Annotated in this window: 23 protein-coding genes; 7 read left to right on the top strand and 16 right to left on the bottom strand. The window is 64.6% G+C overall.

Going from position 1 to position 23046, the window contains the following annotated elements; genetic code table 11:
• The first annotated feature begins 1 nt into the window (after position 1).
• From DXC18_RS06670 to DXC18_RS06645, 6 genes are all read left to right on the top strand, one after another.
• Complete coding sequence (locus tag DXC18_RS06670) at positions 2–2062, top strand: relaxase/mobilization nuclease domain-containing protein (RefSeq protein WP_117716726.1); 2061 nt, start codon at positions 2–4, stop codon at positions 2060–2062.
• 3 nt (positions 2063–2065) lie between these two features.
• Entirely contained in the window at positions 2066–3157 is a 1092-nt protein-coding gene (locus DXC18_RS10705; protein ID WP_233509034.1) for a hypothetical protein, read from the top strand.
• Positions 3158–3848: 691 nt separating this feature from the next.
• Positions 3849–3998 (top strand): hypothetical protein, encoded by a 150-nt coding sequence (locus DXC18_RS10440; protein ID WP_158552011.1) that lies wholly within the window; start codon positions 3849–3851, stop codon positions 3996–3998.
• 4 nt (positions 3999–4002) lie between these two features.
• Entirely contained in the window at positions 4003–4233 is a 231-nt protein-coding gene (locus DXC18_RS06655) for a hypothetical protein (RefSeq protein ID WP_117716724.1), read from the top strand.
• Positions 4234–4244: 11 nt separating this feature from the next.
• Positions 4245–5177, top strand: coding sequence for a glycosyltransferase family 2 protein (locus DXC18_RS06650; RefSeq protein WP_199412233.1), 933 nt, complete (start codon positions 4245–4247; stop codon positions 5175–5177).
• 14 nt (positions 5178–5191) lie between these two features.
• Positions 5192–6412 carry a hypothetical protein gene (locus DXC18_RS06645; RefSeq protein WP_117716723.1) on the top strand — a complete coding sequence of 407 codons (1221 nt, stop codon included), beginning with the start codon at positions 5192–5194 and terminating at the stop codon, positions 6410–6412.
• A gap of 175 nt (positions 6413–6587) precedes the next feature.
• On the opposite strand, the gene DXC18_RS06640 is transcribed toward DXC18_RS06645, so the two are convergent.
• The 4 genes from DXC18_RS06640 to DXC18_RS06625 all read right to left on the bottom strand — a co-directional run bounded on the left by DXC18_RS06640 (position 6588) and on the right by DXC18_RS06625 (position 10356).
• Positions 6588–7574 carry a nucleotidyl transferase AbiEii/AbiGii toxin family protein gene (locus tag DXC18_RS06640; protein ID WP_117716722.1) on the bottom strand — a complete coding sequence of 329 codons (987 nt, stop codon included), beginning with the start codon at positions 7572–7574 and terminating at the stop codon, positions 6588–6590.
• A complete protein-coding gene (abiEi, locus tag DXC18_RS06635; RefSeq protein ID WP_117716721.1) occupies positions 7564–8103 on the bottom strand; it encodes a type IV toxin-antitoxin system AbiEi family antitoxin in 540 nt (179 codons plus the stop codon). Before abiEi ends, DXC18_RS06640 begins: the two co-directional genes overlap by 11 nt.
• Positions 8104–8300: 197 nt before the next feature.
• Positions 8301–9020 carry a hypothetical protein gene (locus DXC18_RS06630; RefSeq protein ID WP_117716720.1) on the bottom strand — a complete coding sequence of 240 codons (720 nt, stop codon included), beginning with the start codon at positions 9018–9020 and terminating at the stop codon, positions 8301–8303.
• Positions 9021–9030: 10 nt separating this feature from the next.
• Positions 9031–10356 (bottom strand): hypothetical protein, encoded by a 1326-nt coding sequence (locus DXC18_RS06625; protein WP_117716719.1) that lies wholly within the window; start codon positions 10354–10356, stop codon positions 9031–9033.
• Positions 10357–10505: 149 nt separating this feature from the next.
• Between DXC18_RS06625 and DXC18_RS06620 the strand changes: the two genes are divergently transcribed.
• Positions 10506–10802, top strand: a complete 297-nt coding sequence (locus DXC18_RS06620; protein ID WP_199412232.1) for a hypothetical protein — start codon at positions 10506–10508, stop codon at positions 10800–10802.
• 98 nt (positions 10803–10900) lie between these two features.
• Here the strand turns inward: DXC18_RS06620 and DXC18_RS06615 are convergent, their stop codons facing one another.
• From DXC18_RS06615 to DXC18_RS10430, 12 genes are all read right to left on the bottom strand, one after another.
• Positions 10901–11650 carry a hypothetical protein gene (locus DXC18_RS06615; protein ID WP_117716718.1) on the bottom strand — a complete coding sequence of 250 codons (750 nt, stop codon included), beginning with the start codon at positions 11648–11650 and terminating at the stop codon, positions 10901–10903.
• Complete coding sequence (locus DXC18_RS06610; RefSeq protein ID WP_117716717.1) at positions 11634–12623, bottom strand: hypothetical protein; 990 nt, start codon at positions 12621–12623, stop codon at positions 11634–11636. The genes DXC18_RS06615 and DXC18_RS06610 overlap by 17 nt, the downstream gene beginning before the upstream one ends.
• A 66-nt stretch (positions 12624–12689) precedes the next feature.
• Positions 12690–13010 (bottom strand): hypothetical protein, encoded by a 321-nt coding sequence (locus DXC18_RS10435; protein ID WP_158552008.1) that lies wholly within the window; start codon positions 13008–13010, stop codon positions 12690–12692.
• 24 nt (positions 13011–13034) lie between these two features.
• Positions 13035–15881 (bottom strand): hypothetical protein, encoded by a 2847-nt coding sequence (locus DXC18_RS10590; protein WP_199412231.1) that lies wholly within the window; start codon positions 15879–15881, stop codon positions 13035–13037.
• Positions 15882–15989: 108 nt separating this feature from the next.
• A complete protein-coding gene (locus DXC18_RS06600; RefSeq protein ID WP_117716716.1) occupies positions 15990–16406 on the bottom strand; it encodes a hypothetical protein in 417 nt (138 codons plus the stop codon).
• A 16-nt stretch (positions 16407–16422) separates the two neighbouring features.
• On the bottom strand, positions 16423–18033 hold the full coding sequence (locus tag DXC18_RS06595; RefSeq protein WP_117716715.1) for a hypothetical protein: 1611 nt from the start codon (positions 18031–18033) through the stop codon (positions 16423–16425).
• A gap of 6 nt (positions 18034–18039) precedes the next feature.
• Positions 18040–19008: a hypothetical protein gene (locus DXC18_RS06590; RefSeq protein ID WP_117716714.1), complete on the bottom strand. Its 969-nt coding sequence runs from the start codon at positions 19006–19008 to the stop codon at positions 18040–18042.
• A gap of 50 nt (positions 19009–19058) precedes the next feature.
• Positions 19059–19610: a hypothetical protein gene (locus DXC18_RS06585; RefSeq protein WP_117716713.1), complete on the bottom strand. Its 552-nt coding sequence runs from the start codon at positions 19608–19610 to the stop codon at positions 19059–19061.
• An 18-nt stretch (positions 19611–19628) separates the two neighbouring features.
• The gene (locus DXC18_RS06580; RefSeq protein WP_117716712.1) at positions 19629–20582 is read right to left on the bottom strand and encodes a hypothetical protein; all 954 of its coding nucleotides are present in this window, start codon (positions 20580–20582) and stop codon (positions 19629–19631) included.
• 66 nt (positions 20583–20648) lie between these two features.
• The gene (locus tag DXC18_RS06575; protein ID WP_117716711.1) at positions 20649–21593 is read right to left on the bottom strand and encodes a hypothetical protein; all 945 of its coding nucleotides are present in this window, start codon (positions 21591–21593) and stop codon (positions 20649–20651) included.
• 118 nt (positions 21594–21711) lie between these two features.
• Positions 21712–22668, bottom strand: coding sequence for a hypothetical protein (locus tag DXC18_RS06570; protein WP_117716710.1), 957 nt, complete (start codon positions 22666–22668; stop codon positions 21712–21714).
• Between the two features lie 94 nt (positions 22669–22762).
• On the bottom strand, positions 22763–23046 hold a 284-nt coding region (locus tag DXC18_RS10430), incomplete at its 5' end, for a hypothetical protein (RefSeq protein WP_158552005.1).

Here is a 23046-nt window from a genome sequence, read left to right as displayed (position 1 = left end):
CATGGCGATGCTCAAGACGCTCGCCCGCAAGTTCGGCGGCTGCAAGCAGATCAAGGACTACCTTGCGCGCAACGGCCGAGCTGTCACCTTTCGCTCAAGCTCGATCGATCTCGATAGGTCCGACTGGGACGAGCAGATGAACGCGACGCGCCAGATGTTCGGCAAGGATACGGGCCGCAAGTACTACCACTTCGTGATCTCACCCGATCCCGAAGACGGCCTGGATGCCAAAGCGGTCGACACCTTGGCATACGACTGGGTGCGCGAGCGCTACGGCGGTTACCAGTGGGTGATCGAGACACATATAGACAACGGCATCCCTCACGCACATATCGTCGTCAACTCCGTCAACCCCGTCGACGGTAGGAAGATACACCTCGACGACGACGATGTTCAGGCCGACGCTATGGAGCTCCAGCGCATCTGCCGCGATTACGGCTACAGCGCATTCGACAACTTCAAGTTCACGAGGGACGAGGACGGTTCCTGGTACGCGCGCACGCCGCGCCCCGACAGCCGCCGCGAGGTCGTCTTGCAGGAGGCGCGCCCGGCGCGCCGACACGAGACGGACGCCCAGCGACGCGCCAGGTACAGCGGAAGGAAGCTCTGGACCGACGCGATGCACGACGACATCGAGTCGGCATTGCAGGGCTGCCGGACATGGTCTGCACTCGAGTGCCGCCTGGCTGAGAAGGGCTACCGCATCAATATCAACCGCCGCGGCGTGCTGACCTTCTACCCGCCCGAGGGTAAGGGGCGCCCCGTGAAAGGTTACAAGCTGGACGACTCATATACAGTCGAGGGATTGCGCGAGCGCCTTTCCGTGCGCCTCGAGGGACGGCGTCCGAACGTGAGGATGTGCGCCGAGGACCTTGTCCCGGACGTCAAACTACCGCCCATGACATTCGAGGCCGTCGCGTCGAACAACCTCGAGCGGTCTAAGAAGATCGAGCGCTCCGCCGCGCGCCTCGCCGCCGCAGCCGACGCCGTGAACATCATCCGCGAGCGCGGCTACCTCAGCTACGCGGACATGGCGGCCGATGCCAAGCGCCTCGCCGCAGAGGTCGAAGCGCTCGACGCGAGGGCCGACGCACTCAAGCTGGAGGCCGAGCAGACGGCCGAGGCGATCCGCCAGGTCGAGGTGTACACGGCCTGCGCCGCGCAGCTGACCGCGCGCCCGGACGGCCACGGCGCGCTCGCGGCATGGCGCGAGGATAACGCCGCCGAGCTTCGCGAGATGGAGGTGATCCGCAAATGGATGGCCGAGCGCGGCATCGAGCTCACCGTTAGGACCTACACGGACCTCCTCGAGCGCCGCGATGGCGTCAGGGCGGACGCCGCAAACCTCATTTCCGCGGCAGGCGATATCCGCAACCGCTCGCGCCGCCTTTCCGCCGCGGTCGATGTCCTGACCTCATCGCAGATGCCGATCGGCCCCACCGATGTGCGGGGCCGCGGCGAGAGACAAAAAGGCGCCGGGCGCAACAGCCGCGGCGCCAAGGTCATCACCGCCGAGCAGACCGCAATGCTGACGAGCGAGTACGTCCGCTACCGGAAGGCCTATTCGGAGTCGATCGCGGCGGGCGCGCTCACGCCCGACAAGATCAAGCAGATCGAGCGCGACCATGAGCGCGCCAAGGCGAAGATCATCGGCGAGCAGCGCGAGGAGGACCTGCGCGCGGAGCGGTCGGCCTACGGCATAGCCGGAAGCGAATGGGCGCAGGACGCCCCCGTGACGATCGCCGCGCCCGGCGAGACGGACAGGAGCGCGAAGCCCGGATGGAAGCCGTACCTCCAGCGCCCCGCAACCGACAGGCAGATGAAATATCTCGAAGACCTCGTGGAGTCCGGCGTCATCGCCAAGGCCGACATCGACAGCCTCGGCGGTGAGCCGACCATCGCCGACGTCAACGCATTGCTGAACAGCCATCCGAAGGTCAAGAACCTCGAACTCGAGAAGAGGGACGAAGGCAAGACGAGAGACGCGCGGACGTATACGCAGATCCGAGAGGATATCGACGACGACGGCTATACGCCGGCGAACTACACAAGGAGGAGATAGACGGTGAACATCATCGTGAAGATGCATGACAGGGCCCGCGTGATCGAGACGACGCGCATGGACCTGCACAGCGGCATCATGCTCGAGGACGATTTCCTCGACATTTCCGATTACCTGAACCAGGGCGTGCTTCTAGAGCGCAGCGTGTTCATCACAACAAGCGACGACATGCAACTCCTCAAGCGCGCCGTGACGATCATCGAGCCGGACGAGCTGGACGCCATAGACGGCGTCTATGCGGACGGCAAGCCGATCCTCGTGAGGACCGAGGACGGTTCGCGTTTGGCTCCGGCCGTCTTCGAGGTGCTGTTCGACGACAGCGGCAACTACTTGGGCGACCACGGGCAGGGCCTCTGCATCTACTATGAGTCCGGCAGCTACGAGACAATCGTGCCGACTGTGCTCTCATTCGGGGACGGCATGCTCATGGCCGACGACCTGATCGATTGGAACGACCTGGACTCGGGCATCACCTGGACCCGCGGAACCTGGACGCGCGGCGACCGGAACCTTATGGAGCTCCGCCCCGAGCCCACGGTCGTGGTCGACCCGGAGCAGTACGCGCACATGGAGCTCATGACCTTCGGCGGCGCGCTCGTGGCCATGAAGACCGCGGGCGGCATGGTGAGCGGCGGCGGCACCGTCTCGGACGATCCCGATGCCGACGATGCCGAGACCGAAAGCGAACCGCAGCCGTCCCAAGACGCGGAAACCGATGGCGCTACGGCAGACGCCGCCGAAGACGGCACCGACGACCGAGCCTCAGCGGAAGACGGCCCCGATGCGGATTCACCCGAGTCTACCGCGGACACCGCGGGAGACGGCTCGGAGGCAGGTATCGACCTCGAACCCGGCGGCTCGGAGACTGAGTCCGCCGAGATTGACAGACTTGAGTATGAGTACGGTCTATTGAAGAAGGTCGAGGATTACCGGGCTGGCAGGCTTGAGACCGTGACGCTCGACGAGCTGGAGGAAAGCCTTGACTTGGCGAGTCGAGGTCGACAAGGACATCCAGCGTTCGATGAAGACAGTGACGACGATGATGACAGCGACGACTATGAGGAAGACGATTCGATGTTCGCCGACCTCTTCTAGAAAGTAACAACAGTGATACCAGCGGCGGCAAAACGGCCGCCGCGGGCGTTTCACCTTCCCGTTACAAATTGAAACACTTGGGGAAGTTAAGCCATGGAAGTTAACAAGGAAGATCGAGCGAAAGAAAGCATAGCTATAAACCGCTTGATCTATTTGTTTCGCAAGATGACAGCAACGCTGATCTGCTTGCTCACTCAGTGAATCTCCATCGTTTGTTCGCTACCTGATAACGGGCTCCTGTTTGATAATCGGATATATGGAAGATTGGATAAAAGACGGCAACGGCAGAATGAGACGCGTTCACAAGCGATACGTTGACGTCGTCGCGCACGTGCGCGACGATGGCTTTTTGGAGCCACTAAGCATCGCGTGGCGCGACGGTCGCACCTTTAGAGTGACGCAAGTGATTGAGGTGGGGGAGTTCCGCCCTGGCTTCGAAGGCTTCTTCACGGCTAAATACCGCGTAAGCATTGGCAACGTTCGTATAATTGTCAGAACAAGCTAATGGTATTACGCCTTCATATGCTCGCGACACCTACGCCAAGGCACCCGGAAACCGGGTGCCTTTTTCGATATTTACCCCGTTCAACGAATAGATTTTTCCACCGCGGGTAGAACTCTGGACATTGGGGGCGTATCCCCGCATATCGATTGAAGACCCGAAATCGCATTTGTGGGAAAGGAAATCGAAATGTCCGTAAATGTAAGTGGTCTGTATGGCCTTGAAGACAGGTTGGAGAGGGTTGCCGACGAGCTGCGCAAGCGTAACGAGATCGAGGCCCAGAAGCTCGAGCTGCTGAAGCAGGTCGAGAGGAATCTATCCGGCAAGGACAAGGAGTAGACCGATGACCGTTTCCGAATATTGCCGACACGAGACCGGCGTCCGCGAGCTCGTCATCATCCGCAGGGGCGGCTGGACGTACTGCGCCGCCTACATCGACCATGAGGACCTGTTCCGCCTTCCGGGCGATATCGCCCGTGCGGACGTTATCGAGTCCTCCCACGACCATATCAAGGTCCTGGACCCCCGGGGCGGATACGTCAGCGTCCCGTGCACCTACCTGGACATCGAATAGGGAAGTCGACAGTGAGCCGAGACAGGATCGCCGTTATCATCCCGTGTTACAACGAGGCTCCGACGATAGCCAAGGTCGTGGACGACTTTCGCCGTGAACTGCCCGAGGCGGCCGTCTACGTCTACGACAACAACTCGACCGACGGCACCGCCGAGATCGCCCGCGCGCACGGCGCCGCCGTCAGGCGCGAGCCGCGCCAGGGCAAGGGCAACGTCTGTCGCCAGATGTTCCGCGACATCGATGCCGACTGCTACCTCATGGTCGACGGCGACGACACCTATCCGGCGGAATCGGCGCGAGCCCTCTGCGCTCCCGTTCTCGCGCGCGAGGCCGATATGGTCGTGGGCGACCGCCTGTCCAACGGCGCCTATGCGCAGCAGAACGCCCGTGCCTTCCACGGCTTTGGCAACGACCTCGTGCGCGCCATGATTAGGTGGATATACGGTTACGGCTTCGAGGACGTCATGACCGGGTACCGGGCCATGTCCAGGCCGTTCGTGAAGACCTTCCCGGTGCTATCCGAGGGCTTCCAGATCGAGACCGAACTATCGATTCACGCCGTCGACCGCCGTTGGCGCATCGCCGACGTCCCGGTGGAGTACCGCGACCGTCCCGAGGGCTCGGTCTCGAAGCTGAACACCGTGAAAGACGGGTTGAAGGTGATCGCGATGATCGGCACCCTTTTCAAGGACTACCGCCCGTTGAAGTTCTTCTCGCTGGTCGCCCTGATATTCTGCATCGGCGGCCTGTGTGCCGGCATGCCGGTAGTGACCGAATACCTCGCCACCGGCCTCGTGCCGCGGTTCCCGACCGCCATCCTCGCCGCGGCGCTCATGTTCACGGCCGCCATCTCGCTCGCCACGGGCTTCATCCTGGACGCCGTGGCGAAAGTCGAGCGGAAGCAATGGGAGCTCCGCGTATACCGCCAGACCGAGGAAGACTGAAAGAGGGGAGCCATATGCGCACCGATCGAATCTATATCGCGAGAGACGGGAAGTCGGGCATGCATGTCCTCGTCAGGATCCTGGCAGTTGGCGATATAGGGGCAGATTGTCTCCCGATCGACCCAGACGGTTTCAATGAGCTCATGATGGCGAGGGATGCGCGCTCGCTGGTCCTGGCGGCCCAGGGTCTCGGCCCCATGTTGGCCTCGGAAGGCGATCTCGCAAGCCGCATCTTCGTACCGAGCGAGCTCCAACGTGGCATCGAGGGCGAAATGGACCTAGTCCCATCCGACCTAGGAGGTCTGCTGTCCGAGTGTTACTTCGATCCATATGCCGAGCCCGTAGGAACAGGCGGCACGGGCTATAGGGAAATCGGCAGGACGGGAAAGAAGGCCGCAAGGGAGCTTATCGACGGGTTCGACTTCTCGAATGCCGAAGACCTATCCTACCTCGATTCGCAGTTCCGCGCCGTCGTCGAGCCGTTGCACGATTGGGTCTTTGCGAGGAACCTGCTCTCGATAGTCCTGCGCATAGGAGGGCTCTACAGGGCCGGCGCCGACCCGAAGGCCATCCTGGAGGCTGCACGGTTTCGCAAGGTCGAGCCATCGGGTCAGAAAGACCGGTTCGATATGGGCCCGGCAGCCTGCTTTGCGATCCCAGTGGCATACAACCCGTTCTACCGCACAGATACCATGGCGATTTCCGACGCGCCTCTCGATATACGAAAGGCGTGGCCCCTTTACGCCGACCTAGTCGACATCGGAAGGCCGTCGACGCGGCCCGCCATCGATCATCGCCTGAAAGGCGAGGGGAACGGGTTCATCAGGTTTCTCACCTCGCTCGAGACGAAACAGCCCGACGGTACCGACCGCAAAGGCCGCCCGGAAGAGGACAGATGGTGCTATCTGGTCGTAAGTTCAGATATCGGCAGTAAGCCCGTGAAAGATCAGATGCGGATAGCGAATCGACTGCTACAGGCATTTGATGGAAGGCTGTTTCAGCCCCGCCTGGCGTATTCCGGTGTGAAGATGACCGAGATCGCCCCCGAGCGAAAGCCTCGAAACATAATGGAGGCCATGTGGTTACTCGCCAGAGACCATCCCGACCGCTACCTCCTGACATGCAGGAGATGTATGCGGACCGTGCTCTCGGGAACCCAGGGTGGCGAACGCTCATTTTGCAGCAACTCATGCCGTGCGACCTGGAGCAAGGAGCACCCGGCTAAAAAGCGATAGCGACAGCATGGCAGTCCCCGCCGGAAATCGGCGGGGACCACATCGACCCTAGGCAGGCACCCGGACACTGGGTGCATTTTATTCGATAAACTCCCATACGCGAGACGCCCGAAACGGATATGACCGCCGCCCAGACCGTGCCGGCGGCCAAGATAATGCCCCCACACCCATCTCTTTAGGAAAGTCCAAGATTCCTTTTCGGCATGCCGGCGGCCGAAATCGATCCCGACGATATCTCGGTTGCGAGCCTGCGCCTGGCATGCTCGACCTGATCCGAGATGCCGAGGGAGGCGGCGACGCGGCCGTAGCACTTTTCGACGATAGCGTTGAGGGCATCGCAGTGGTTATCGAAATCGTGCATGCGGTCGAGAACGGCAGGGGATAGGAAACGCTGCATCTGCCCGGTGAATGACCCGTCGGCATAGCAGACGTGTGCGCGTTGCGTACCGACAGCGATCATGCTGGCAAGGGGCACGGGACAGCGGTAGTCATCGTGCTTTGCCGCGACGAGTGCGGCTACGGCAGAAAAGTCGATTTCCTGCGCACGGACGATCCAGGGAATGTCCCAGAGGTCGCGGTGCCTGATATGCGTATCGGTGGCGGAGAATGAGATCAGCTTATCGGCCAAGATTTCCTCGAGTGTCTGGCACCGGATTGTAAGGTCGTCATACATTCCGGCGAGCTCGGGATAATTGACCGCGACGCGGCGGACCGTGGATGTATACGCCGGAACGGACGCGATCTCGAGCTTGATTCGCTGTTTCGGCAAATCGGGGCGCGCGATGTTGGTGTTTACCGAGACCGTCCATCTCCGCATCCCGACGCCGTCGAGATCGTTGACGACCTTCGGTTCCCTGACGCTCACTTCGGTATCATAGGACCTCAGCAGGTCGCAGCGCAGGGTCCTGGAGAAGTCGTCCAGGGGAAGCGAATCGAACTTATCGCCGGCGACGAAATCGAGGTCTTCGCTATATCGTTGCGATCCGTAGCAGAGGCGCAGTGAGGTCCCGCCCTGAAAGGTGATGTCTTGAAGCAGACCGTTCCTCCCTAGAGACCGGATGATCTCGTAATGGACGATTTCCTTTTCGATGACGGGCGTGATCCCGGCGCCATTGACCTTGCTGGCGATCTCCCCGGCAAGTTCTTCAAGGTCAATCAGCATTCACTTCATCCCAATCGATAAGCTCAAGGCTGCGCTTCCTCGAGACGAGGTCGTGCAGGCAGCGCTCCTCGGTCGCGATCGGCAGCCGATTCCTCGGCATACGGTCGAGTATTCCCCGTTTGACGTCATTCAAACCATCGTTCGTGTGAACGAACTCGATGGCGCCGAAGCGGGTATCGACGAGACCTTCCGCGCCCGTCGTCACGCATGAGATGCGTCCGAGCGGGATCTGCGAGATGAAGCCCCACTGCGATGCTGCGGACTCGAGGCTTTCATAGGTGACCTCGCCGGGGCACAAAAACGCCGCGATATGGCCGAGCAGGTCGCAGCCGTCGGGGTGGAAAAGCAGGTAGAGGTACGCGTCATGGGCGATGCGCTCGAGGATGCCGTCCGCGGTGAGCCTCTTGATGGTCGAGCGGAGCGTATCGCCGGACTCACCGAAAAGGGCCCCCAGCTCGCGGCTGCGGAAAAGGATTCGGCCCTCCAGGTCGCACCCATGCAGAATCTTGATTGCCTCGACGCTTTTCACAGAAACCCTCCTGTCTCCCTACCGACAACTATACCCATGTGGTCTAAATATAAACCACTCACACCGAGAATACCATTCCATAAAACCCAACACGATAGCGCCCGCCGGAAACCGGCGGGCGCTGCGCATCACATCGCCACGACCCCGAAAGCGAAAGAAGGCGCCCTCGGAAACCGAGGGCGCCTTACCGACCGCACCTATTGTACCGCACGCCGATTACGCTGAATGCCGTGCTCGCGGTAATCGGTACCCGGAGCGCTATTCCCCGCGGCAGCCTTCGCCGCGGCAGCCATCGCCGCAGGGCTCTTGCCGCCTTTGACCTTCGCCGGCTTGAAGAACTCCGGCGCAGGTTTCGGCTCGTCCCCATGGTAGAAATGGAGCCCGTTTACGGACGATCCGTAGCGGACGGCCTGGCTGATCGCGGCGGGCGATACATGCAGGGGACGGGCCGCGGCCGGGTTGCCCATGAAGGTCTCGCCGGTTTCCAGGCAGACGATGGGACGGGTTTTCGAATGGCGCTCCCTGAAGAACTCCGGCGCCGGTTTCGGCTCGTCGCCGTAATAGAAGTGCAGCCCGCCGCGCTCGACGCCCGTGCTGGCCGATGTGCGCACGCCTCCGGGCGTGATGCCGAACGCGCGGCCCGCCTGGAATGCCGATTCGAACGTCTCCCCGGTATCGAGGCACACCACGGGGCGCGGCGCCCTGTTGGGCGGGATGAAGAACTCCGGTGCCGGCTTCGGCTTGTCGGCATAGTAGAAGTGCAGCCCTTGGGTGCAGGTGCCGCGCTGGATGGAGCGGAAGATGTTGCGCGAGTCGGCGAAACCGAGCTCCTTGGCCGCCCGGTAGGCGGAGTCGTAGGTCACCCCGGACTCCAGGCACGTGATGGGCCTCTTGCGTTTGGCGTCCCGATTGTCCATGGCGGCACCCCTACTGCCTAATTCCGGCGCCGCGTGCACGGTCGCCGGCGGTCGAGCTGGCCGCGACTGAGGCGCGGTGACCCAGTTCGACGGGATCGGGCTTCACCGCGACGTCGATTTCGGGCTTCTTCTCCGAATACTCGATGCGCCCTCCGAAGGGGTCGGAGAAGCCGAAGCAGTCCTGGGGGGTGTACAGGTCGATGCGGTCGGACTTCCACTCGCCGCGCACGGGTTCCATCATCGTGTATGCGATGTCGTGCGGGTCGATCTCGAAATCCCTGTCGAGCACGGTGCCCATGGTGCCGCCGCACCCGCCGACGGGGTCGTAGATACCGAAGATGGGTTCATACGTTCCGGGCTTGACCGTGAACGTGCCGGCGTTTTCGCCCTCGCCGCGGCAGATCATCGACAGGCTGGCATCCAGGAACGCGTCGAGCGGCAGCGTCGCGAGGACCGCGAGTCCGACAGGGCGATTCTGCGGCATATTGAAGATATCCTCGCGGAAGCTGCGCTCGAAAGGCGTAACGGGGTCGTTGACGACCTTCTCGATGGTCGTGCCCTGCGAGGCGCACAGCTTGTCGAAGATGCTCTTGGGGATGTCAGCGGGACGCGTGAAGGGCCTGTAGTCCTCGGCGGGCTCGTACTCCCACCTGTCGTCCTCGCCCTGGCCGCCCCTATGGCAGACGCATGGGAGGCAATCTTCCTGCCAGTCGCTCGCCGCGTCGATGACGTCGCCCTCGGAATACAGGCCGTTGACGGACAGTATGAGCGAGGTCTTGAAGGTGAGCCCGCTGAAATCGATGTCGTAGGAGAACCCGAACTTATCGGCCAGGTCGTCGCGGAGGCATCCGCTGTCGACATAGAGTTCGCGCCCGAGGCGCCCCGAGCCGACCCGAGATTCGATTGCCCGGGCGAACTCATCGGCGATATTCTTGCAATCCGCAAGTCTCGCCTCATCAAGCCCGTCGTTGAACCTGTCCGTGAGCACGCAGGTGACGGCGTGCGACAGGTCGCCGGTGGTTAGCCCCTTGTGCGTCTTGATCTTATCCGGGTCGACGAGGCCATCGGCCCACGCAAGCGAGGTGTCCGCGAGAAGTTCGCCGCAGATGCGCGCGGCATAGTCGTACTCCCCGTATTCGGGCCAGTAGTCGAGGTGGATATCCCCTCCGTTCAGGATGGCCTTCATTATGTCCTGCCGGTTGAACCGGTTGCCGGCGGCATCCGCGAGCATCGCGGCGGCCTCGCCGGCGCCGAGCAGGTTCACGACGTCATCGTAGCTGTCGATCTCGAGGTCATCGGTAAGGGTCGCGCTGTCGTTAGGGTTGATATCGGCCATGTCGGCACCTCCAGTGAAACGGTTGTCCCCATCGATGCTACTCGCCGAAAACCCGCACGGAAACGCCCCTTCCCGTTCGGGAAGGGGCGCCCCTCCACCACCGCGCCGAGGGTATCCTTTTGCAAAAGACCCGTCAGTTCGGAGAGGACATGACCGTAGAGCGAAAGTTCGATGCGAAGTCGATGCTGGGGATGCTGAGGAGATACGAGGCCACGGTCGGCGACCTTTTCGCCGTCGTGCCTCCCCTGATGTCCCGGGACAGCGTGAAGACCGCCGATATAGACGGAGTGACCCTCAGGCGCATCTCAGTGAAAGACCTGGTGGAAGGCAACCTGATGCCGGAGGAAAAGGTGGAGGGGGTCGAGCTTATCCGGGTCGAGCTCAGCCTTCGCAACCTGCTGGACTGCTCAGTAGTGCCCAGTAACTACTTGGTGGATACCCAGTAGCTGCGGTGTGGCGCAGATAGTCGGCGATGAAAGGCGCGGGGTGCGCCTTGCGGCCCGTCCTAGATGACGCCGCACGGTAGCGCTATCGGACAGCTGCGCTACCGCAGGTAGACGCTCTTGAGCACCTCGACGACCTGCTGCGCCCCGACGCCCTTGATCTTGAGCGCCTTGGGGTCGACGGGGTCCGACTCGTAGGCCTCCAGGAAGCGTCGCATGTCGGCGCGGACCCCCTCGCTCATGGCGGGGCGCTCGCCGCCCGTGAGCAGCGTGGCGAGGCGGCAGACGTCGTTTCGGTGCTTCTTCACGCTCTTCTCGTCGACGGCCTGGCCGCCCGCCCGCCTGGCGGAAAGGTCGAGCCACGCCTTGGCCTTGAAGGGGATCAGCCCCTCGACCGACAGGACGGCGACGCCGCCGGCCGACGCTCTGTTTTCGACGAGCAGCCGATAGTAATCTTCGTCAAGCAGAATCGCCGAAAGGCTCGACACCTCGTCGTCGATGTGGATCGGCATAAGGCCGGACTCCGCGTCGCGCAGGTCGACGTCGGTGCGCGCGAACAGCTCCAGCATGGCGGGGAAGGCCGGGTCATCCGGCTTGGAGAACCGGTAGAACTGAGGCTTTCCGCTGCTCTTCTGTCTGTTCTCGTACCCGCCCTCCTTGACGAAATCCCAGAAGATCTGGCCGAACTCGGGCGTCAGCGCCTCCACCAGAAGGACCAGGTCGAGGTCCTTGGTGGCCCTGAAGTCCTGCCCGGCCTCGCCGAACAGCAGGTCGCAGGCGCCGCCGCCGATCAGGACGTACTCGCCGTCGTGGCCCGCGAAGCGCTCCTTGAACTTATCGATTCCCCTCATGATCGCCTCCAAACACCCGGGTCAAAACGTTCTCGATCTCGCCCGCGACGCGCGGGTCGTCCCTCTCGTCGGCGGGAAGGGACAGGATGGCCGAAAGCGGGTCGACCGCGCATCCCGGCGCCGGCACGGGCTCGTAGCGCAGCACCTGCACCACGCACGCGGGATCCTCTGGCTCGTCGAGACCAGCGTCGCGCGCGTCGGCCGCCAGCTCCAGAGTGCGCTCCTGCGCTTTGGTTGCGGCGAAAGTCGGCCAGGGGTCGTCCTGCAGCATCGAGAGTCCGCACAGCGCCGAGAGCCCGCCAAGGGGAAGCTCCGCATCGGGCACGCGGCCCAGGCGGTGCTCCCTCGCGACCGGACTCGACATGCGCGGCTCCAAGCGACGCCACATCGCCATCTTGTCTCTGCCGGGGCGCAGCACCCGCCGCCGCCCCTCGGCGGCGACGATCGAGGGGTCGGCGGCCGCGAGCTCGTCGAATGCGCGAGAGGCGGTCATCTTCGCCGTGCCGAGGAGGCCTGCCGCCTGGGTGACGCTGGCGCCGTCGAGGTCGCCGTAGAGCGCCATGAGCGCGAGGCGCTGCGCCTGGGGCGAGAACGTGCCAACGTCTGTCTGCCGCCTGTCGCGCGCGTGGCTCCTTCCGCTGCTCAGCGCGATTCCCAGGAACGGCAGGTACACCTGCTTGTCCGGGGCGATGAAGGGCAGGCCCGCCTCGAGCATTCGCCCGACCCTGTAGCCCGTGGCGCTCTCGAGGGCGAAGGACACAGGGGCCCCCAGGGCCGCCTCCAGGGCGTCGCGGTGCTTCGCCATGGTCTTCACCGTCGGGCTTTCGACGGGGAAGGCCACGGCGAACGGCACGCCGAAGGCGGTCCACCGCTCCAGGGAGTACAGCCCCCTCAGGTAGAGGGGGAGCCCCGAGGCGTCGACGGGCTCGCAATCGACTCTCGTGTGCAGCGCCTTCTCGACGTACTCCCTCATGCTCTGCCTCCTCATGTAACTAAACAATTATCAATGTACCATTATGAATGGTACATAGCAAATCAATTAGTTACATTTAATGATGCCTTGCGAGCCCTCGTGGTCTTTCGGAATCGCGATGCGTCTAGCAGGGCGTACCGCTCGTTTTTCCCTGCGTTTTCGTCTTGACAAAAGGGATATCTCACCAGGAGCCGAGATGATCGCGAGGTTCCTGGACGTCCTGGAGGATACCGTGAAGAACCCGACATGGCGCCCGGCGGGGTCGAGCTCCATTTCGGTATAGTCCCAACCCAGCTCCTCGACGTTGGTGGAGGAGAGGACGTTGACGGCGGCAAATCCGTTGCAGACGACCGCATCCCACTTGCCGGGTTCGTAATTCTCAGCCATGACCCTATCCTTTCAAACGCGCCTTTACAGCTTGATCGCGCCGGCATCCCCGGCACCGTCCCCGCCGGTGCGTCGGGCCGCCCTCTTCGCCGTCGCGGCGGCAGCGGCCGGCTCGGGCCTCTTCTCTCCTTCGGCGAGTTCGCGAAGGGAGTACCGATAGCACCACTCTTTGGCCTCCCCGACGGAGGCGAACTGTAGTCCTGCATCTCCGCAGGCACCTCCACCCGTCGAGATTTTCACCGTATAGGGCCGGTCGGGGGAGGCGGCAACCTGGTAGATGTCGAACCTCGTCTCCCCGAAACGGTAGGACTCCCGTGCCGTGCCGTAGGCGCGCTCCGCGAGGCGCGGCAGCGAGCACGGCCCGACATCGGGTGAATCGTAGAGGTTGTCCAGGAGGATATGGAAATCACCTATGTTCATTTTGCCGGGCGCGTAATATTCGCCGCCGAGCTTGAACCCATTTGCATCGAGCGATACCCCGGAGATGAGCCGGACGTCCAGATAGGCTGAGCCGTCATGGTGAGAGGCTTCGATATGGAACTCGCCGTTCATGTCTACGATACGGTCGATCTGGCAATCCTTGAGGGCATCCGCGCTGCCGGTGCCCGAGACGAGGGAAAGCAGGGAGTCGGCAATGACGAGTCCGCGTGAGGGCTTGTCCCAGCGTTCGACCGTCCCCTTGGCGACCACGGAGATCTCAGCCGGGTGTTCCGGGTCGTCGCCGCGCTTCAGTTCGCGCAGCATGGAATCGAAGTTGCCGATCTCATCGTCGAGATCGATATCGATATGCCTTTCGAGTGTATCGTGAACCTCGTCCATGAGCTCGTCGGAAGACAGCACCTCGCCGACGTCGATTCCATGTTCCTCGGCGACCTCGGAGGCGTAGTCTTTCTCCGCCTCATTGGAGAGATAGTAGGCCCGGTCGTACAAGACGCGTTCCGCGGGCATGAAGAGATCCATGGCGAAGTCCTTTCGGCTGCAAACAGGGAAGACGGGACCGACCCGGTCACCGCTATAGACCGATAGTACCCGCCCGCATCGCCGCCGGCACCCGCCATGGTCCCCATTTCCCGAACGGGAAGCCGACGGGTTCGCCGAGGTCTTGCACGCAAAAGGCCCCGGACCCGAAAAGGGCCCGGGGCCGAGAATCACGCCACCTGCGAACCGGTCCGCTAGATACGGGGCCCATGCTCGACAGCACCGCCGCGCCCGCTGAGGCAATCCTTCATTGCGAGCGCCCCCGCGGCGAGCTTCGCCGCGGGGGCGTTGTCGAGCGAGGCGCGATAGATGAGGGTGTCGGCGCCGTAGGCCTGGATCCTGCATCCCGTGATCGCGCTGAGCATGGCCATGGCCTCGTCCTGGCGGCCGAAGTGCTCGACTGCATCGGCCTGCCCGCCATCGGCGCGGCGCACGGCGATATCGCACAGCGGCTCCAGGCCGCGGGGGGGACTCCTCGAGATAGGCGAGAACGCTGTCGAGACCGTTGGAGGCTGCCGCCGCGGCGACCTCGTCGAAACCGATTTTCGAGCAGTCGAGCTTGACGCCGTCGACTTCGAAGCCCTCCTCCCCGCCGCTCATGCAGTACCAAAGGCAGGGGACGGTCGCGCCCGCATCGGCATCCAGGGTGCGCGACAGGAACGCCACGCCGTCCTCGTCCTCCCAGGGCGTGAGGGGCGTGACGTCGTGGGCGGCATCCTCGGCCACATGGAAGGGTGACATGAACGTGTTGGCGGCATAGGCGCCGAACACCGTTCCGGCGCGGCTGTACTCGGTCTCGCCGAACGCGCCGTCGATTGCACGCAGCACGTCGTCCGCATCGGTGCCGGCGGGAAAGCCGCGCCAGTCGCGGAGGAGCATGCCGGAGCGGTCGACATTGTTCAGGAGCTCTTTATACAGCTCGCGAACGGTCTCCGGGAGGTCGTAGATGTCCTTCGGGACGATGGGCCGCCCGGCGAGCATGAAGGCCTCGCCGTCGCGGATATCCTGGTCCACCAGCGTCTCGGGGTGAAGTCCCTCCTCGGGCTCGCCCGGCGAGGTCCTGTCGATGAGCATGGCCGCGTAGCGGGCGTCTCCGCCGGCGATCTCGAGGAAGTCGCCCCAGCGGTAGGTCTTCTCATCAAGCTCATTGCCGTCCGGCACGTACTCGCAATCGAGATAGGCCTTTACCGCCGCGAGGCGGTCGGGGCACTCCTGAGGCAGGTGCCGGGCGATTTCGAGGATATCGCTATCGGCGAACCCGTATCTGCACGACAGCTCTTTGGCGTAATACGAGAAGTCGAGGAGGCTCTTCTTCGAATAGGGACCGACGCGCATATCCGTCTCGCCGGGCACGCCGAGCCAGAAACCGTCGAACAGTCCGAGATCGCAACCGATGGCATCTTCGATGGAGTTGACCGCCTCGCGGGCGTCTAGCCCGCGGTTCACGCCGGGCGTGTACTTGAACGACCTGCCGTTGAAATACTCCAGGAGGTCGACCCCGAACTCGGAACACGGGAGGACGTCGGAGGGGACACCGAACGATCCCGCCTCGAATCGCTCGGTATACGCCCCGGTGGCGTCGTCGACATCGTTGCGCAGGAACGCGATCTGGATCAGGTTCGCCCCGTCGTGGGACACCGGGCGGAACAGCGCGACTCCGTCGCGGAGGCCGCAGCATCCGACGATCTCGCAGGCATAGGCATACTCCGGCTCATCCCCCTCGTACTCGCCGCCAGCCGAGACCATATCGATGAGATACATGGTGCTGTGGACGTGGCCGCCCGCAATCTTGAGGAAATCGTCCCAGCGGTACACCTCGGAATGGCCCTCGGGCGTGTACTCCACATCGAGACATCTGAAGATATCCGTCTCATTCCGTCCATGCTCGTTCACGTCTCTGCGCTCCAATCAAGAAAGCCGGCACTCTGGTACCCAAGATGGTAGGGCCGCTGGCCCGCGATGCGGCCCGGCGGCCCATAAGGTTCCCGAACGGGAACCAGGTCACTTTCTCCTTGCCCGCTTGGTCGGCGTCAGCTTTCCCGATCCGGTCTTCTTGAGGATCGACTTGGCGGCATGCGCCATCTGCGGCGGCGTCTTCTCGTAGAGCTTCCCGGCCTCGACGTCCTCCACGAGCCGTTCGGCCTCGCCCGGCGTGAGCGTCTGGGCGCAGACCTGCCTACAGCTAAGGTCCTCGGACTCCACGGCGCCCACGACCTCGATTCCCTCGCGGCGGCACGGAGCTCCGACGAGGTCGAGCGGTGCGCGGACGCGCCCCGCCTCGATGAGCGCGGCGACCTTCTCGCGCGCCGCCTCCGCGTCCGTGGCGCGGACGGGATAGCTGAAGGTGACGGACTCTAAGATCGTCACCATGTAGTATTCGGCGCCGTCCGCGGCGCCGGCCTCGAGTTGTTCGGCCATTTATATATCGATCTCCTTACGACGAGCCCTTGCCCGTCGGCGGCTTCTTCTTCTTGCCGCGGTCCTTGGCGGTCCTGGCGGCGGCGCTCTTCGCGTGCCCGGCCGCCTCCCGTGGCGGCCTTCCGTGCGGGTAGTACTTCTCGGGCGGCGACTCGGGCTCGGGCCTGGCATCGGGTGTGCGCCGGCGGCGCATCGCGTGGCGCTCGGGGCCGATGGCGTCCGTCCCTTCGCCCTCATCTCGGCGGTAGCGCCTGCCGCGCGGGCGAAGGACGTCGACCTCTCCGCCGTCGTCCGCGCCTCGCTCGGATGGGCGCCCGTGGCGCCCGATGCGGTCGCGGCGGCGATCATGGGCCTGCGCCCGTGATTTGGCGAGCCCCGCGCCCTCGTTCGCCGCCATGGCCCCGCCTGCATCGCCGGCTGTGACCCGATCTGTTTTGACGTCGGGACCTCCATCGGCGGCTCTCGCCGCGCGCACCGGTGCGGGAGTGGTTGCCGGGCGGGGATCGGACTCCATATGCGTCTCCACGCGCCTCCCGTCTTGGGCGGGCGCCCCGGGAAGGCTTACAGGGTCGTCCTTCCGCGCGAAGTGCCGCCCGGTGGCGCTCTCCGTGCCGGCGCTGCCGGGGGAGGGGGATGCCGCGGGCACCGCTCCCGCCCCATGGTCTCCCGCCCTGGAATGCCTGCCGATCGTCCTCATGGCATTCTCGATGGGCTCGCGCGCGAGGTCTTCCGTATCGACGTGCGGCTCGGCCCCGTCTCTCGGGGTCTCGACCGGTGCAATGCGGTCACCGGGATGCCTGGCGGCGCTTCCCGCCTTCGCCTTATCAACGGCGCCGCGCTCGGCGGCGTCGTGCACGCTCTCCCGCCCTGGATCGCTTTCGGGGATGATCTCGCGGCGGTGCCTCTCGAAGGCCGTGCGGTATCCGTTGCGCATCTGCTTGATGAGGGGCGCGGCGGTCTTCACGATCTCGTTGACGTACCTCTTGAGCGAGGAGGCCTTGGCCCTCACGTCGTCAGAAGGCGGCACGGGGCTGGCGCACCCGGGGCCCTGGGCGCGGAAGTGCGCCTCGATGACGAAGCGCGCGTTCTCGTCGAGGTCGTCCCATGCGACCGGCACGCGCTCGGCTTCCGGCACGGCCTCGGCGTCGCTGTCCATGTCGGCGACGTTGACGAGCCGGTATAGCCCGGCCTTGGCGTCGCTCCATGACGCAGCCGCGATATCGACGGAGAGGTCGAGCACGCGCGCGGCTCCCCTCAGCCTCGTGGGGGGCAGTCCCACGAGCAGCGCCGGCGGGAACAGCTCGTCCACGAAGAACAGCCCGCCGTCCGAGCCGCGGGGCCTGGACTTGACGCCGTAGACGCCCGTGCAGCCATCGGCGGCCTTGATGTCAGCGCCGGGGAAGAGCGACTTCCATGTCGAGATGGGCAGGATCTCGCGGCACTCGTGCCAATCGGATGCGGCGAGCCCTGCGCAGTTCATCGCCGACAGGTTGTAGAAGGCGTTGGCGCATCCCGTGTGCCTGGAAAGCGTCTCGAGATAGCGCCGCCACCCCGCCTCGTTCGATGCGGCTTCGGCCAGGTGTCTTTGGTTTTGCGCGTTTACCGTTCGGACGGTCGGGGCGGCCATGGTCTGCTAGAGCTTCTTGCCGCCGGCCTCGCCCTCGGCCGTGGCCGATTTGGCCGCCGCGGCCTGGGCCTTGGCGCAGATGAGCTGCGGGTCGCGCTTCTCGGTTGCGTCCTTACAGTAGGTGCGGACCTCGCGCAGGGCGGGGGCGATATCCTCTCCGGCGCGGTCCTCGACCTCAAGGGACTTACCCAGGCTGGAGCCGAACAGGTACACGTCGGCATCCGTGCGCAGGAAGAAGCGCACCTCCTCGGGCTTCTCCGCGAAGTTATCGACATGGACCTCGCGCGTGCCGATGTCCTCGAGGTCGCGGACCGTGATGGGTTCATCGCCGATCTTGCCGGCATCGACCGAATAGACGGCCAGGTCGCATCCACCGGGGGTGACGGGCCAGGCGGAGACGTGTACCCCGCTGCCGTCGACCGAGGGCCAGACGTTGACGGTGGAATCGTAGTCGCCGTCGCAGTCGAAGACCTGCTCGTAGAACTCCTTGGCCTGCACGCCATGTCCGACCCCCAGGTCGAACGAGTTGGGGTCGAGGCAGTCGTGGATAATGCCCCATCCCGCCGCGTGAATCGCATCGTCGATATGGTTCCCGAGTTGATCCATGGCCCACTCGACGTTCTCCTCGGTCGCGGGGATGGGGAAGCCGAAGTTGCCCCAGTCGTCCTCGAGCGAGTCGGCGATGTCCTTGCGGCGCCAGCGCAGGGTGATGAACTCGTCGTCGTAGAGCTTGCCGCCGGCGGGCACGTACTCGCGCCCGCACGCCTTCTCGAAGCGGAGCTTGGCGCGCGTCACGTCGTCGAAAGACTCGATCGACTCCCAGGTGCGCGCAGATGCATCATAGCCGCGGGCAACGGCATACGGAAGGCGCTCGCCGTCCGCGCCGCGGCTGCCCTCGGCCTTGGTCATAGACAGCAGGGCGCAACCGCTCCCGCGGTCGTACTCGAGCACGAAATGGTCCAGCTTGTCGTTCATGTTATGACTCCTAACAGTTAAAGCAGCGAGTCGAGACGCCCGCCGCAAGGTTACTGATGATTATACCCGCCGCGCTTGGCAGCATCCTCGCCGCGCTCCTCCGCGGCTTTCGCCGCAGCCGCGGCTATGGACTGCGGATCGTGAGACTCGCGCTCATGATCGCAATTGAGGGGTGCGCGCAGTCTGCGCATCCTTTCGGAAAGCAGTTCCGAACGTCTATTCCATGCGTCAACGCTGTCGCCGAGTTTAAAGGCGGGACAATCACGCGGAATCAGAACACGCGGAATCGGGCTCCCATGAAGGGCCACATCCGCTTCAGCGATCTCTACCAGTCTTTCTGGATAGAAGTCGGGATAGAAGTCGCTGCGGAGCGAGTATTCCCGTCTGCGCAGCCGCTCATAGGCGAGCTTCGCCTTCCCGATGTCGTCGAACAGCGTGCAGTCCTCCCACTCGCGGGTCGCATGGTCGTACCCCTTTGCGACGACGTAGGGAGTGTTGTATCCGTCGATGGCCGGCACGACCCCGTCGACGGCGCCGGCGATGAGGGCGCACCCGGCGCCCTCATCGTGCTCGAGGATGATGAAGTCGATATTCTCGTTCATGGTGGGACTCCTGAGGTGTCAGTGTTTGATGTTGCCGTGCCCGCGCTCGACGGCATCCTCGCTGCTGCCCTGCGCGGCCTTCGAGGCGGCCGCGGCAATTGCCTTCGGGTCGTGGGCACTTTCCTTCTGCCTGCAATCGAGAGACGCATGCAGCCGGCGCGCCGATTCATACTTGAGGTCCGAGTACCGCTTCTGCGCGGCATAGTACGCGGCGCTGTCGTCCTCGGTCCCGCCGAGCCCATGGACATGGCTCATGTGCGCGTCCACGAGTCCGTTCATCGCGACGCTGGCCTTCTCGATTTCGGAAGCCAGCTCCTCATCGGAGAGCTCGCGAAGGGCTGCCAGGTCACGGCCGTCGGCCTTGAAGGCGAAATGGTCGACTGCGGCGCTGAAGTCGATTTTCCCGTCCTCGCGATACAGGTAGACGACTCCGTAAAATCCTAATTCCGGCTCGCTGCCCGAACCGAACGCCGCGGCCGCGGGGGAGTTCCGTGCGAATTCGAGCACGCGATCGCTTTCCGCATAGGCGTCATCGACATGGAGATCCCGTATCGCGCCGCTGAGTCCGTGAAGGTCGCCCTGGTCGCGTCTGTCGATTTGGGCTAGGGCCGCTGACGGGACGTGGAAGACGGTGAGGCCGCCGGCCTCGTCCGTCACGGCGAAATAGACGAGGGAGCTGTCCTCAGATGCCCATGCTGTGCCGCAGCGCGGCCCGTCGAGCAATCCGTAAACCTTGCGGTAGAAATCGATTCCCTTGTGGTGGTCGATACCGAGGTCGAAGAACTCGGTCGGGACGCCCGTGGGGAATTCTTCGATCAGGGCGGTGATCTGGTTGGCGACCACCTCGATATTCTCATCCGTCACGGGAATGGGCATCTCGAAATCGGAACGCAGCGCCTCGGCGATAGCCGATCGCTTGATCTTGAAGACGACCTCGTCATCGTCATTGACCGCAACCGTATTCTGATTCATGGCGAAAGCTCCTAAATGGACAGGCGGCACGCCGGCGAGGGCCGGCGGCCGCAAAATAGAAGAACGTCAGTGCTTGTTGCCGCCGTGCTCGGCGACGGCCTTGCCGCCGCCCTCGGCGGCCGTGAGCGCCGCGGCGGCGATGCCCTGCGGGTCGCGGGGCTGCTGCACGGCCGCGCGCGCTGGGACGGCGGCATTGCGCAGCGCCGGCGCGAGGTCGGGCAGGTCGCCGAAGGGATCGCGGACGGTGATGCGCTCGCGGAACCTGTGGATCGCCATGCGGTTGGCGAAGGCGCGGATGCCCTCGATGCCGTCGAGGCCGTGCTTGTACACGCACAGCATGCGCGTGCCGCCCAGGCGCTCGATGTCGTCGACGGTGATCTCGTCATCCCCGATGAGGCCGCCGTCGATCTTGTACACGGCCAGGTCGCCGTCCTCGCTGTCGGGGGGACATGCCATGACGAACGCGGCGCCCCCCTCGCTGCTCGGCCAGATCACGGCGTCGGTGCGCACGGAGAGGTCGAAGGCCTCCTTGTAGAAGTCAACGCCCTGCGCGCTCGAGATTCCGAAGTCGAGCTCGTCTTCGTCGATGATGGCGCCGATGGTCTCCCAGCCGTCCTCGGTCGAGCGGTCCCGGAGGCCGTCGCGAAACATGAGCTGCCCGATCGCGGCATCGATGTTCTTCTCCGTGGCGGGGATGGGGTAGGTGAGGTATTCCGAGAGCGCTTCCGCGATATCCTCGCGACACCAGCGGATCGTGCAGAATTCGTCGTCGCGCAGCTTGCCCTCCGCGAACGGGTAGGCATGGCGGCACGAGCGCTCGTAGTCGATCTTCGCCTGGGCGATATCGGTGAAGTAGTGCCCGGCGCCCCAGGTGCGGGACTCGAAATCGTATCCGTCGGCGACGATGTAAGGCGATGCGTGCCCGCTCAGGACGGGCTCGCGGCCGCCCGACATGGCGACGACGAGCGCGGTGCGCGTGTCCTTGTCGTATTCGAGGACGATGTGCTCCATGGCGAAACTCCTTAGGCAGTCCGCCGCGCGGAAGGTGCCGGCGGCGCGGATATTGCCCTGATGATAGGAATGCGGCCCCGCCGTGTGAACGCATGTTCCCGAACGGGAAGCCCCGCCCCTAGAGCGCCGGCCCGCGCCCGGCGGCCTCGTCCTGCGCGCTCGAGCCCGCGGCCCTCTTGGCGCCGCGTGCCTGCGTCTCGGGGTCGGTGAGCGACAGGGAGCGCTCGCGCGCCTCGGCGGCGAGGCGCGCCACGAGGCAGGGGTCGGCCGTGTTGGGCGACAGCGTGGCGCACGAGGCGGCGAGGGCCGCGTCGGCGAGCTTCTTGGCCCCGTCGGCCCCTGCCGGCACCTCGCGCATGCGGTTCCTCGGGTCCTCGGCGGTATCCTCGAAGCCGAAGAACGCGCGTTCGTCCTCGCCCTCCGAGATCGGCCAGGCGGCGCCTTCGATCAGCAGGCTCCCGTCCTCGCGCGCGTCGGCGCAGCCGGCGCCGATCTCGGCGGTGTCGGTGTCGCCGAGGCCGATCGTCGCGGTGAGGACGGCGTCGGCTGCGCCGATGGTGTCGGGGCTGCTCGCGGCGATGCGCCGCGCCCCCGAGATCGCCGCCCCCGCGGCGGTGAGCGCGGTGCGGTACAGCTCCGGGCTCGACAGCCCGCGCACAAGCGCGGAGCGGCAGCACCCGGCGAGCGTGTAGGAGTTCGCGGTCGGCGCGATGCCCCCGGGGAAAACCGGGATGCCGGGCGTGTTGGCCGTGAGGACGGGCGAGGCGGCGGCGAGGCGTTCGAGCTCGAAGCGCGTGGGCGTCTCGTCGAGCAGGTCGGCCAGCGCGTCGGCCACGGCGTCGAGCGGGTCGCCGGCGATGCGGCACCAGGTCGGGACGTCGACGGCGATGCACGCGGCGTGGCCCGTCAGCCGCCTGATCTCGCGGTCGATGTCGCGCCCCTCGACCCTGTTGAGCGTGTATCCGCCTGCCCCGCTCGTGACGGGGCAGGTCAGGATGCTGGAGTCCTCGCGGGAGATGATCGTGTAGTGCGCGCCGTCGCAGAATACGGCGGAGTCGATTTCGAGCGGCTGCATGGCGTGTCCTTTCGGTTTCAATGGGACAGGGGGCCGGAGACCGGCCCCCTGTCGGACGTGTCATCTATGGCGTATACCCTAAAAGCGCCGCGGCTTACATGCCGGCCTTGTGCTTCTCGCCGCCGCCGGCCTCCTCGCGGGCGGATGCCGCCGCCGAGCAGCGCGCGGCCTCGGCGACATCGTCCGGGCAGCCGCTCGCGATGCCGTTGGGCGCGGCCGTCGCCGCGGCATGTGTGGCGGAGTCCTCGCAGATGAGCCCTTGGCGCCGCAGCTCCGCCACGCGCCCGGCCTCGCGCGCCTCGTCGTCGGCCACGGCCGCGCGCTCGTGCTCGCGCTCGGCGGCGCGCTCCTCCTCGACGCCCTCCTCGATCGCGGCGG

Source organism: Collinsella sp. OM08-14AT, from assembly GCF_003438115.1.
In the GTDB taxonomy this organism is placed as follows: domain Bacteria; phylum Actinomycetota; class Coriobacteriia; order Coriobacteriales; family Coriobacteriaceae; genus Collinsella.
The sequence above is the reverse complement of the archived record's forward strand: the minus strand, read 5'-3'. Positions and strand labels throughout refer to the sequence as shown.